This window comes from Collinsella sp. AM18-10 (genome assembly GCF_003471585.1).
Taxonomy (GTDB): domain Bacteria; phylum Actinomycetota; class Coriobacteriia; order Coriobacteriales; family Coriobacteriaceae; genus Collinsella.
This window is the reverse complement of record NZ_QRJO01000010.1, coordinates 34,571-46,583: the sequence shown is the minus strand read 5'-3', so window position 1 is coordinate 46,583 and position 12,013 is coordinate 34,571. Positions and strand designations below refer to the sequence as shown.

Below are 12,013 nucleotides of genomic sequence, written 5' to 3'. Positions count from 1 at the left end.
CCCTATCTTCTATCCATATACAAACGGCACGCGTATGCGGCCCGCCCAGCGATACAACGCTCAGCGGGAATATTGAGCCTTTTACCGAAAACTCGTTTATTTTAGCGATTTTAGATAAGAGGGGTTTCCTCACCTGCAGGTTCAGGGTCGCTCCACATAAAACCATCGCCGGCACCCATGCCCTCATACAGCACGTATGCCGAAAAACCGCTCTCGAGCGTGGTTTCGAAGAAGCTCACGAGCAGAGCATCGTGATAGCCGCCGTCAATCTCGACGCAGCCGGTGTAGCCGATGGCATAGCGGGCGATACGGCCCAGGCCCTCGTCCTTAAGACCCATCTTGTGCTCGGAGATAAAGTTGGTGGCAGCCTCCAGGCATGCCTCCTCGCCATCTTCGTCGAGTGCGGCCAGATAACGGTTGGAAGCGGCGTCCTCAATTGCCACAACCACGCCCGGGTTCTCGCCCGCGGCCAGGTCGTCCAAGAAGGCGCCAATCAGATCGCACACCATGGCGTCGAGCTCGGCGGAGACGTTACCGGCGTCCTGCATATCCTGTGCCATCTTTAGACCTTCCCATCGAATCCGGCGTCGTTACAGTTCTTGTGCCTCAGCAGCGATCTTGGCGGCAGCGTCGCGGGCGTGCATCATATCCACCGCACGCTTGTCGAGCACCTTGATCTGACTGGTCAGCATTACCGCGTCGACCACGCCCCAGATCACCAGGCCCGTAGAGATCGAAAACCCAAGCGCACCAACTGTACCACGAAGGCGCGAGCAGATTGCCGCGACAAGGGCGGAGATGACAACCATCTTGATAAACGAGCCGCGGCGCTCGCGAAGCGTACGGGCCTGTGTCACATAGGCGAGGCGGGCCGCCTCGGATGCTTCCGAGCGCATCTGGGCCTCGCGGGCGATCGCAGCCGCCTCGGCCGACATACCGCCGGCCATCAGCGAACACTCCGCATCCTGGCCGCCCCGCATTTAGAAATCATCGGGGGAGAGCGTATGGACGAACTCGTCGAACTTCTCGAACTCCTGCTCGTCGTCGACTTCCTCGGCGTGGGTAGAAACAGTGCCCAGGCGATTCATGATGTCGTCCTCCACAAACATGGGGGCATTGCTGCGCACGGCAAGAGCAATGGCATCACTGGGACGGGCGTCGATCTTGCACTCGTCACCATCGGCCAGTACGACGATCGTCGCGTAGAACACCGGCGGCTCGGCGCGAACGATCTCGATGCGCTCGAGCTTGGCGCCCAGGGCGCCAACAGTATCGAGCAACAGGTCATGGGTAATCGGGCGCTCGGCTCGGCCGCTATCGATGCCACGGCTGATTGCCGCAGCCTCAAACGAACCAGTCTGAATGGAAAGGGAACGCAGCGGCGCGGGCGAGTCCGATTTGCTGCTGCGCTCACGAAGCACGATAAGCGATGGCACGGGACCGGCGGCCATGACGATGGTCTCTATGTCGACACGAACCATGGAACACCTCCGGTACGTAGCGGTTAACACGCGGCAGCCCGCCGCATTGAATAGCTATACTACCCAATCTTTCGCACAGCACACAAAACCAAAATGAGATTTATCGCAGACAAGAAAAAAGCCCCGAGGCAACGCCCCAGGGCTCTTCACAGTTTTGATGGTGGACCTGACAAGATTCGAACTTGTGACCTCCCGGTTATCAGCCGGACGCTCTAACCAACTGAGCTACAGGTCCATCATGGTGGAGGTTAGGGGGATCGAACCCCTGACCTCAGGCTTGCAAAGCCCGCGCTCTCCCAGCTGAGCTAAACCCCCACGGAGACAGTAATAAACACCCCAGCGGCGACTCGGCTCTCGCTGGGGTGTTTATTGCGAAAGAAAGTGGTGGACCTGACAAGATTCGAACTTGTGACCTCCCGGTTATCAGCCGGACGCTCTAACCAACTGAGCTACAGGTCCATCGCGCAAGGGATATATTAGACGAGTCGTTACGCGCGCGTCAACAACTTTTTTGAAAATCTTTGAGGGGTGTCGGCCCCGGCTGCCCGGCGGCATGCGAAGTCGCCTGCTCGGACAGTCCTGCTCGCACGGAGAGCACATTAAGTGCTCTCCGGCTCGTGCGGAACTCGCGATCGACTTCGCATGCCGCCGGGCAGCCGGGGCCGACGCGAGGTTCAAGATTGTCAAAAAAGCGGTCGGCGCGCAGTGCGCCGACCGCCGATATATGGGGTCTGATATTTTCTACCAGCTAGTTCCTCTTACTCGTCTAGGAGATCCTCTGGCATGTCGTTGCCGTCGCCTAGATCGACAGGGGTTTCTTCGGGGGCAGAGCCGTCTTCTGTGGCTTCGCCTTCGGGCTTCTCCTTGGCGGCCGTCATGCGGGCTACGGCGCAGATGCGGTCGTTGTCGTCGACGGTCATCATCTTGACGCCCTGGGTGGCGCGGCCGGTCTGGCTGATCTCGTCGGTCTTGACGCGAATGACCGTCGCGCCCTCCGTCACGATGAACAGCTCGTGCTGCGGGCCCACCGTCTTCATGGCCGCGAGGTTACCCTTACGCTCGGTCATTTGGATGGTGTAGACGCCCTGGCCGCCGCGATTCTGCTCCGGGTAGTCCGCGACCGGCGTGCGCTTGCCGTAGCCGCGCTCGGTGATGACGAACAGATCGCCGTTGCCGTTAGTGACTTCCATGCCCAGAACGCTCACGCCGTCCTTCATACCGATACCGCGAACGCCGCTGGTATCGCGGCCGGTGGCGCGCACCTGCTCCTCGGAGAACATGATCGCCTTGCCCGCGGTGGTGGCCAGGATAATCTTGTCGCCCTCGCGCACGCGGCGCACGTTCAGCAGCGCGTCGTCGTCACGCAGGTTGATAGCGATCAGGCCGTCGCGACGGCTGCGGTCATATGCGCTCATCACGGTCTTCTTGACCATGCCGCTCTTGGTGGCAAACATCAGATACTCGTCGGCAGGGAACTCGCGGCAGCTGATGACGCTCGCGATCTTCTCGCCCTCCTCGAAGGGCAGCAGGTTGACGATCGCGGTACCGCGCGCTTGGCGCGTACCCACCGGCAGCTCGTGCACCTTCAGGCGATAGACCTTGCCCTTGCTCGAGAAGAACAGCACGTACTCGTGCGTGGACGCGATAAACATCTCATCGATGACATCGTCCTCTTTGAGGTTGACGCCCGACACGCCCTTGCCGCCGCGCTTCTGGGCGCGGTAGGCAGCCACCGGGATGCGCTTGACATAGCCGGTGTGGGTGATGGTCACGACCATGTCCTCGTCGGCAATGAGGTCTTCGACGTCCAGATCCTTCTCAACCTGGCTGATCTCGGTGCGGCGCTTATCGCCGAACTTCTTCGAGATCTCGCGCATCTCCTCCTTGATGACGCCCAGAATCTTCTCCTCGTGCGCCAGCAGGTCCTCGTAGTAGGCGATGGCGCGGCGCAAGCCGTCCAGCTCTTCCTGGATCTTGTCGCGCTCCAGGCCGGTCAGGCGGCGCAGCTTCATCTCGAGGATGGCCGTGGTCTGCTCGGGCGTAAAGCCAAAGCGCTCGATCAGGCGGCTGCTGGCCTCGGAGTCGGTCTGCGAGGAGCGGATGATGCTAATGACCTCGTCGATATGGTCGAGGGCCATCAGGTAGCCCTCGAGGATATGCGCACGCGCCTGGGCCTTCTTGAGGTCAAAACGAGTGCGGCGGGTGACGACGTCGACCTGGTGGTCGATGTAGTGTTGCAGCATCTCGCGCAGGCTCAGGCATTTGGGAACGCCGTTGACAAGCGCCAGGTTGTTGGCGCCAAAGGTCGTCTGCAGCGAGGTGTACTTATACAGGTTGTTGAGCACGACCTGCGGAATGACGCCCTTCTTGAGCTCGATGACCAGACGGATGCCCTTCTGGTTGGACTCATCGCGCATATCCGAGATGCCCTCGATGCGCTTGTCGTTGACGAGCTGGGCGATCTTCTCCTGCAGGGTGCCCTTGTTGACCATGTAGGGAATCTCGGTAAAGACCAGGCGGCTACGGCCGGTCTTGGTGGACTCCACATGAGCCTTAGCGCGCACGGTAATGGAGCCGCGGCCGGTCTCGTAGCTCTGCTTAATGCCGGCGCTGCCCATGATGATAGCGCCGGTGGGGAAGTCCGGACCGGGCATGATCTGCATGAGCTCGTCGACAGTGGCGTCGGGATTATCGATCAGGTAGCAGGTTGCCTCGATCGCCTCGGTGAGGTTATGCGGGGCGATATTGGTGGCCATGCCGACGGCGATGCCCTGGCTGCCGTTGACCAGCAGGTTGGGGAAGCGCGCAGGCAGCGCCTGAGGCTCGGCGAGCGATTCGTCGTAGTTGGGCTGCCAGTCGACGGTATCCTTCTGCAGGTCACGCAGCAGCTCCATGGCGGGCTTTGCCAGGCGGCTCTCGGTGTAACGCATGGCAGCGGCGCCGTCGCCGTCGATGTTGCCGAAGTTGCCGTGGCCGTCGATGAGCGGCGTGCGCATGGAGAACCACTGCGCCAGACGAACCATTGCCTCGTAGACCGCGAAGTCACCGTGCGGATGGTACTTACCGATAACTTCGCCGACCGTCCAAGCGGACTTCTTGTGCGGGCGGTTGGGGTAGATGCCGCTCTCGTTCATCGCATACAGGATGCGGCGGTGCACCGGCTTTAAGCCGTCGCGCACGTCCGGCAGGGCGCGCGCCGTGATGACCGACATCGAATACTCGATAAATGACTGCTTCATCTCGCGGCCAAACTCCGAAATCTGGAGCTGGCCACCGTTGATATCCTCGCCGGCCGAGGCGCCGCGATCGACTTCGCCAAAGCTCTCCTCGAGCTCACCGTCGTCGTCCTCTTCCTCGTCATCATCGGCATCGGGGTTATAGGCATCCGGATCGCCGTCCTCGCCCTGCTCAGCACGGGCAAGCAGGCGCTTCAGATCGTCGGGCATGCCGGCATCGCCGGCCTCGCCCATACCCTCGTTATTGTTGATATCGTCTGCCACGTTACCTCCTCATGGTTTGCGTGGTCCATTAGTTCCCTGCCACGGAGACGGCTTTTCCAGGTGCCGCAGATTCGCTCGAAAGAGGAGGGAAGCGTACTTGGGTACGCGACCGACGATTGAGGGCGAAGGTGCGGTGGCTGGGAAAGCCGAACAGGTTAGGCGTCTAAGAAGCGCGCATCATGCGCGTGCTTCTCGATGTACTCGCGGCGATAGCCGACCTCGGAACCCATCAGCTCGCGCACGGCGCGGTCTGCCACCACGGCATCCTCGATCGACACGCGCTGCAGGATGCGGGTCTTGGGATCCATCGTCGTCGAGGCGAGCTGCTTGGGGTCCATCTCGCCCAGACCCTTGTAGCGCTGGACGGTATAGCCCTTGCGCTTCTTGGTGATCTTGCCATCCTTGGCCTTGCCGTCTTCGTCGTTATCGTCGGGGTTCAGGCCCAGACTCTGGATGGTGTCGCGCAGGATCTCGTCTTCGGGCTGGCGGCCGTTGGGATACACGTAGTGGATCTTGTTGCGCACCTTAATGCCAAAGATGGGCGGGCAGGCAACATAGACGTAGCCGGCATCGATCAGCGGACGCATGTACTTGTAGAAGAACGTCAGCAGCAGGATGCGGATGTGCGCACCGTCGACGTCTGCATCGGTCATGATGATGATCTTGTGGTAGCGCGCCTTGGTGATATCGAAGTCGCCGCCGTCGCCGGCACTCGTCGTGACGCCGCAGCCGATCGCGGTAATCAGCGACTGGATGGTGTCACTCGAGAACGCGCGATGGTCACCAACGCGTTCGACGTTCAGAATCTTGCCGCGCAGGGGCAGAATCGCCTGGATGTCTCGGCGACGGCCGTCCTTGGCCGAACCGCCTGCCGAGTCACCCTCTACGATGAAGAGCTCGGTCAGCTCGGCATCGCGCACCGAGCAGTCAGCGAGCTTACCGGGCAGGGACGCCGTCTCGAGCAGGCTCTTGCGGCGGGTCGCCTCGCGCGCCTTGCGGGCGGCGTTGCGCGCCTTGCAGGCCTGTTGCGCCTTCTTGACGATCTCGCGAGCAGGCTTGGGATGCTCCTCGAGGTAATCGGCGAGGCCGTCGGTCACGATCTTGAGCGTGAGCGCACGCATATAGGAGCTGCCGAGCTTGGCCTTGGTCTGGCCCTCAAACTGCGGGTCGGGCAGCTTGACCGAGATAACGGCCGAAAGACCCTCGCGCACATCGTCGCCGGTCAGGTTGGCATCTTTTTCCTTGAGCAGGTTCTGCTTGCGTGCGTAATCGTTGATCACGCGGGTGAGCGCGGTGCGGAAGCCCTCAAGGTGCATGCCGCCCTCGGGAGTGTAGATGTCGTTGGCGAACGACATGACGTTCTCGCCGTAGCCGCTATTCCACTGCAGGGAAACCTCAACCTCGCCCATCTTGGCCACAGGCGCGTCCGGATCCGATTTGCCCTCGATGTAGATGGGCTCCTTAAAGGCCTCAGGGACGTCCTTGCCCTCGTTGAGAAACTTGACGAAGTCGACGATGCCGCCCTCGTAGCAAAACTCCTCCACGTGGGGAGTCGCCTCGCGCTCGTCGGTCAGCACGATCTTGAGGTTCTTATTGAGGAACGCTGTCTCCTGCAGACGGTTGTGCAGCGTATCGAAATCGTAGATGCAGGTCTCGAAGATCTCGTCGTCGGGCCAGAAGGTGACGGTGGTGCCCGTCGAATCCGAGGTGCCCACGACCTCCATCTTCTTGACGGTCTTGCCGCGCGAGAACTCCATCTCGTAGGTGTTGCCATCGCGACGAACCTGAACGACCACGCGCTTGGACAGTGCGTTGACGACGGAGATGCCTACGCCGTGCAGGCCGCCCGAGACCTTATAGGCCGAGTTATCGAACTTACCGCCGGCGTGCAAGATCGTCATGACGACCTCGAGCGTCGGGATCTTTTTAACAGGGTGCTCGTCGACCGGGATGCCGCGCCCGTTGTCGACGACCGTGATGGAGTTGTCGGCGTGGACCGTCACCTGGATCTCGGTGCAGAAACCGGCCATGGCCTCGTCGACGGAGTTGTCAACGATCTCCCACACCAGGTGATGCAGACCGCTGGCGCTCGTCGAGCCGATATACATGCCCGGGCGCTTACGAACGGCCTCGAGACCTTCGAGAATCTTAATCTCGCCGCCATCGTAATCGTTTTCGTTTGCCACACGTCCTCCTTCAGTCAAGAAAATGTGTACAGCCTTACTAGTTTATCGTAAAAAAATACCCTCGGGAACGAGGGTATTTGGCTCTACAAGGCCACCAGATGCGATTTAAGGCTCTTTTTTGCTTTGCACGCCCTTGGCCCACTCGGCACTGGCTCTCATGGCATTCTCGAGGGCCTCGCGCAGTTTTTGGTCTTCGATGGGCGCCACTTGGCGCTCGATCTCGGTGCGCTCGGCCTCACTTAGGTCGGCGTGCGGAGCCGGCGGGCGCTCGGTCGTCGCCGGGCGCAGGCGCTCCTTGGCGGCGGGTGGCGTGTGACCGGGCGCGGTGGTTTTGAACACCAGGCCGTCCACATGCGCACCGGCGCGCTCCATGCGCGCGCGGATGATCTCGCGCAGCAGCGTCATTTCCTGCGTCCACGAGGGCGAGTCGAGATATACCAGCAGCTCATTGGACTCGGGCAGGTAGCGCAGGCCCGTCACATGCCGCCCCTCGCGCGTGCCCGAGCACACCGCGTTCCACGCGCGATAGACCGCGCGCGACTCCTCGGCAGCCTCCATCTGCGCGCGGCGCTTAGGCGTTGCAGCCGCCAGGATGCGCTGGCGCTCTGCGTTCAAAAACCCACTGAAGGCGACCGTCTCGCTCTCGCGCTCGTAATTAGCACGTCTCACCCATACTCACCACCTTGGCTCGATCAAGCAGGTCATCGGTAAAGTATCCCAGGTTGGTCGTGGTTATGACCGTCTGGATATCATCGCCGATCAGCCGCAGGAAAGCACCGCGACGCTCGCCGTCGAGCTCGCTCATCACGTCGTCCAAAAGCAGCAGTGGGGCGGTGCCCAGGACATCGCGAGCCACGGCCACCTCCGCCACCTTCCAGGACAGCACCAACGTTCGCTGCTGTCCTTGGCTGGCAAATGAACGGGCGGAGCGACCCGCCACGGTAAATTCAATCTCGTCGCGATGCGGTCCCACCAACGTCACGCCGCGGCGAATTTCCTCGTCGGCGTGCTCATCAAAGGCGGTCAGCATGCGCTCGTACGCCCAGCCCTTCAGCTCCTCGCGATCCTCGACCTGGGGTAAATCCCCCAGCGTGGACGCATAGGACACGTTGGCGGCTTCACCGGACGCTACTTGCCCGTAGGCAGCGCGCACATGGCCCGCCAGCCGGTCGAGCAGGGCCAACCGGTGCACGAGCAGGGCCGAGCCCGCGCGGGCAATCGATTCGTTCCACGCGCCGAGCATCTCGCGGCAGCACCAGGTCTCCTTGAGCAGGGCGTTACGCTGGGTCACGCAGCGCCCATAGGTGTTCGCAAGATCGGCATAGCGTGCGCTCAGTTGCATGCCAAAGTCATCGAGGGCGGCGCGGCGCACACTGGCGCCCCGCTTAACCATGTCCAGATGGTCGGGGCAAAACAGCACGCTCGGCAGAACCCCGCGCACACCGGCGGCAGAGCATCTCTTGCCGTTGCGGCTAAACGAGCGCTTACCGTCCTCCGCGCTCAGTCCCATATCAAGCACGCGGCCGTCGCCCTCGAGTCTCAGCTCGACCTTGCACGAGCCCACGCCGTCATGGACGAGCTCGGCTGCGGTCGGATGCCTAAACGAGGCGCCGCTCGTCAGCAGCTGCAGCGCCTCTATGAGATTGGTCTTTCCTGCCGCATTGGGCCCCGCAAGTATCGTCACGCCTTCGTCCAGGGCAAGACAGTAGCTATCGAAGCTGCGGTAGTGCGCGACGGAAAGATCGCGGGCGAACATGGTCATGGCGCAGCGCTAGATGCGGACCGGCATGACTAGGTACAGGTAGTTGATCTTGTCGTAGGACTTAAAGATGCCCGCCTGCGAGTAGCTCTTGAGCTCCAGCGTGATCTCCTTCTCCTTGGACAGGGCATTGAGGCAGCCGAAGATGTAGTGGTAGTTGAAGGCGATGGTGCCCGACTCGCCCTCGGCCTCGACATCGATCGTCTCCTGCGCAAGGTCCTGGTCATTGGAAATGGAGGACAGGCCCATCTGCCCGTTCTCGACATCGATCTCGAACTTGACGGCGGGGTTGGCGCTCGCGATGACGGCCACGCGTTTGAGGGCGGCGTTAAAGGCGGCGACGTCGATCTTGACGCTCGTCACGCACGAATCGGGGATGAGCTGCTTGTAGTTGGGGTACACGCCCTCGATACGACGCGACACGTAGGTGGTGTTGCCGGCCTCAAAGACAACCTGGGTGTCGGTAGCCCCGATCATGATGGTCGCCTGGCTGGCCATGATGTTCAGCGCGTCGTTAAAGGCGTCAGCCGGAACGTTGAGCTCAAAGGAGCCCTCGAGGGTCGAGGTCTCGACCTGCGTATCGCACACGGCCAAGCGGAAGGAATCGGTCGCCACCAGGCGCACGGTGTTGTTCTCGACCTTCATGTGCACGCCGCCCAGGATGGGGCGGGCCTTGTCGGTCGAGGTGACGCGCCACACGCGGCCGACCATTTCGGACAAGATATCGGTCGGCAGCTCCACGGCGCTCTCGATGGCATAGGCCGGAAACTCGGGGAAGTCATTGGCATCGAGCGTGTTCAGGCGGAACGAGCTCTTCTCGCAACCAATCAGCACCTGGCGCTCGGACAGCTCAAAGGTGACCGGGGCATCGGGGAGGGTCTTGGTGATATTGGAGAGCATCTTACAGGGGATAACCATCTCGCCCTCTTCTTCGACATGCGCCGCGATGCGATGACGGATCGAGATGGTGTAGTTAGAGGTCTGGAATTCCAAGATGCCGTCTTGCGCCTTGACGAGCACGCCCGACAGGATGGGAAGGGTGGATGCCGAAGCGACACCCTTCATAACGACGCCGATGGCTTGTGTAAGCGAGCTCTGGCTGACGGTGAACTTCATCTTTAATACCTTTCTATAGATATAAATATCTTAATAATAGTAATAGCACTGACGAAACTGTTGATTACTCTCAAAGACGCAGGTCAGACCCAAAAAGAGAATCGACAGCAACCTGTGTGCAACGGGGGTGGTTTTCCACGTTCAAAACCTGCGCAAAACTTTTCATCACCGCGGGTTGGGTTTTAGACACCTTATGCCCGTGGTTTCGACAAGTTTTCAACAGGTGTCTCTATTTCCCTACGAGCGCAGTGTAATTTTATCGCGCAGCGACTTGAGGTCTTCGGTGACGGTGCGGTCTTCCTGGATCATCTTCTGGACCTTTTTGTAGCTTGTGCTGACGGTCGAGTGGTTGCGGTTGCCAAATTCGGCGCCCACCGCCGTGGTCGTCATCTCGCACATCTCGATGGCTAGGTAGATAGCGATATGGCGTGCTTTGGCGATATTGGCGTTGCGACGCGGGCCGATGAGCTCCTCGTGCGTCACGCCGTACTGCTCTTCGATGACGGACTGAACCGTCTGGACGTTGATCTTTTTGGCCGATGTGTCGAAGTACTGGCTGGCGATGGCGTCGATATCGTCAAAGGTGAGCTCCCCGCCCTCGCGCTCGCGGTCGCCCGCCTCGCCGGCGCAGCGCTCGCAGAAGCTCTCGAGTTCGCGGATGTTGGTGCCCGAGACCTCGGCCATGTGTTTAAAGTGCTCGTCGGTCAGGTGCCCGCCGTCGCCCCCATAGGCCGCCAGCAGCGAGTCGTCGCTTGCCTCGGGAGCGGCGACGATGGTGTTCTCGTAATAGCGCTGCAAGATCTTGTATTTCATCTCGTAGCTGGGCTCTGCGACCAAGCAGAGCATGCCGGCGTTGAAGCGGCTGGTCAGACGCTCGTCCATGCTCAGGTCCTTGGGGGCGCGGTCTGCCGCGATGACGACCTTCTTGTTGCTGCGGATGAACTCGTCCATGAGCTGGAAAAAGTAGTCCACGCTCGCGCGCTTGCCGATGATGTTTTGGATGTCATCGATGATGAGCACGTCCACGCCGTGGTATGCCTGCATGATAGGGGCGTTGCTCTTCTTTTGGCGGTCGAACTCGGTCATCAGGTCGTCCAGATATGCTTGGGAGTTGGCATACTTGACCTTGATCTCGGGCGACTTCTCGGCGAGCTCGTTTTTGATGGCAAGCAGCAGGTGCGTCTTGCCCAGGCCCGATTTGCCGTAGATGAACAGTGATGTGCACGTGCCGCGCTCGTCCGCGAGGGCGGCAAACTTGAGTGCCGAGCGATAGGCATGGCTGTTCTCGGGGCCGTAGACAAAGTTCTCAAAGGTAAATTTTGAGTTCGCGGCGAGCGGGGCTCCATCCGCATTCTGCTCGGCCGGTACGGTCGGTGCTGGCATGGGTGAAGCGGGGGTCGCAGCTTGCGTGGACTTAGTCGGCGCTCCGCCCTTCATCTGGTTCATCATGCGACGAAAATCATCGGCCGAGAGCGTGTTCTTGATTGCAATGCCCGAATCCGCGCCCGCCGCTGCGTCGTGAGCGATAGGCATGTGCGTGACGGGTGCGTTCGTTGACGTCGCAGCGGCGGTCGGCAACGGTGCCATGGTTTCACGGGAAACATCGCCGTGCTGGTGCTCGATTGTCGGCACGTCGCCTGCGGAGGCCGGCACCGCCGGGGAAGCAGCGGGAGCCGTGGCGGGCGCCGTCGCGGCAGCAGATTCGGCCGTTGCGCCTTGCGGTGCCACGATGTCGAGCGCGATCGGTGCAAAGGCGATTTCTTCCAGATAGGCCTCAATAGTCGGCTGATGCTTTTTGAGCTGCGCGATGGCAAAGCGCGAGGGGGCCTCGATCGTGAGCGTATCTTCGGTCAGGCTTATGGCGCGCGATTGCCCCAGCATGTTGATGAGGCGTGCATCTTGGCCGTCGCGCTGGCAAAAGGCGATGGCATCCCCCAGGATGATGCTTGCTTCCTCGTCCACTGTCTCTCC

The 12,013-nt window shown here is 61.0% G+C and carries 9 protein-coding genes and 3 tRNA genes; all 12 read right to left on the bottom strand.

Annotated elements, in window-relative coordinates; genetic code table 11:
* Positions 1-110 precede the first annotated feature (110 nt).
* Entirely contained in the window at positions 111-560 is a 450-nt protein-coding gene (locus tag DW211_RS07105) for a hypothetical protein (RefSeq protein ID WP_089572580.1), read from the bottom strand.
* Between the two features lie 30 nt (positions 561-590).
* The gene (locus tag DW211_RS07100; RefSeq protein WP_147357250.1) at positions 591-947 is read right to left on the bottom strand and encodes a hypothetical protein; all 357 of its coding nucleotides are present in this window, start codon (positions 945-947) and stop codon (positions 591-593) included.
* Between the two features lie 33 nt (positions 948-980).
* Positions 981-1,481 carry a bifunctional nuclease family protein gene (locus tag DW211_RS07095; protein WP_117634709.1) on the bottom strand — a complete coding sequence of 167 codons (501 nt, stop codon included), beginning with the start codon at positions 1,479-1,481 and terminating at the stop codon, positions 981-983.
* A 158-nt stretch (positions 1,482-1,639) separates the two neighbouring features.
* A tRNA-Ile gene (locus tag DW211_RS07090) sits at positions 1,640-1,716 on the bottom strand.
* A 4-nt stretch (positions 1,717-1,720) separates the two neighbouring features.
* Positions 1,721-1,796: transfer RNA gene (locus tag DW211_RS07085), tRNA-Ala, on the bottom strand.
* A gap of 67 nt (positions 1,797-1,863) precedes the next feature.
* Positions 1,864-1,940: transfer RNA gene (locus DW211_RS07080), tRNA-Ile, on the bottom strand.
* 299 nt (positions 1,941-2,239) lie between these two features.
* Positions 2,240-4,951, bottom strand: coding sequence for a DNA gyrase subunit A (gene gyrA / locus DW211_RS07075; RefSeq protein ID WP_199576719.1), 2,712 nt, complete (start codon positions 4,949-4,951; stop codon positions 2,240-2,242).
* Between the two features lie 185 nt (positions 4,952-5,136).
* Complete coding sequence (gene gyrB / locus DW211_RS07070) at positions 5,137-7,167, bottom strand: DNA topoisomerase (ATP-hydrolyzing) subunit B (RefSeq protein ID WP_118260020.1); 2,031 nt, start codon at positions 7,165-7,167, stop codon at positions 5,137-5,139.
* 105 nt (positions 7,168-7,272) lie between these two features.
* Complete coding sequence (locus DW211_RS07065; RefSeq protein WP_118260018.1) at positions 7,273-7,836, bottom strand: DciA family protein; 564 nt, start codon at positions 7,834-7,836, stop codon at positions 7,273-7,275.
* Positions 7,823-8,929: a DNA replication/repair protein RecF gene (locus tag DW211_RS07060; protein WP_118260017.1), complete on the bottom strand. Its 1,107-nt coding sequence runs from the start codon at positions 8,927-8,929 to the stop codon at positions 7,823-7,825. The genes DW211_RS07065 and DW211_RS07060 overlap by 14 nt, the downstream gene beginning before the upstream one ends.
* Before the next feature lie 9 nt (positions 8,930-8,938).
* Positions 8,939-10,042, bottom strand: coding sequence for a DNA polymerase III subunit beta (gene dnaN / locus DW211_RS07055; RefSeq protein WP_022094338.1), 1,104 nt, complete (start codon positions 10,040-10,042; stop codon positions 8,939-8,941).
* Between the two features lie 237 nt (positions 10,043-10,279).
* The gene (locus DW211_RS07050) at positions 10,280-12,004 is read right to left on the bottom strand and encodes a DnaA ATPase domain-containing protein (protein ID WP_118260015.1); all 1,725 of its coding nucleotides are present in this window, start codon (positions 12,002-12,004) and stop codon (positions 10,280-10,282) included.
* Between the last annotated feature and the right edge of the window lie 9 nt (positions 12,005-12,013).

Excerpts from the sequence above, each read along its gene's own strand:
- DW211_RS07105 (WP_089572580.1), bottom strand. The coding sequence starts at position 560 with ATGGCACAGGATATGCAGGACGCCGGTAACGTCTCCGCCGAGCTCGAC.
- DW211_RS07100 (WP_147357250.1), bottom strand. The coding sequence starts at position 947 with ATGGCCGGCGGTATGTCGGCCGAGGCGGCTGCGATCGCCCGCGAGGCC.
- DW211_RS07095 (WP_117634709.1), bottom strand. The coding sequence starts at position 1,481 with ATGGTTCGTGTCGACATAGAGACCATCGTCATGGCCGCCGGTCCCGTG.
- gyrA (WP_199576719.1), bottom strand. The coding sequence starts at position 4,951 with ATGGGCGAGGCCGGCGATGCCGGCATGCCCGACGATCTGAAGCGCCTG.
- DW211_RS07060 (WP_118260017.1), bottom strand. The coding sequence starts at position 8,929 with ATGACCATGTTCGCCCGCGATCTTTCCGTCGCGCACTACCGCAGCTTC.
- dnaN (WP_022094338.1), bottom strand. The coding sequence starts at position 10,042 with ATGAAGTTCACCGTCAGCCAGAGCTCGCTTACACAAGCCATCGGCGTC.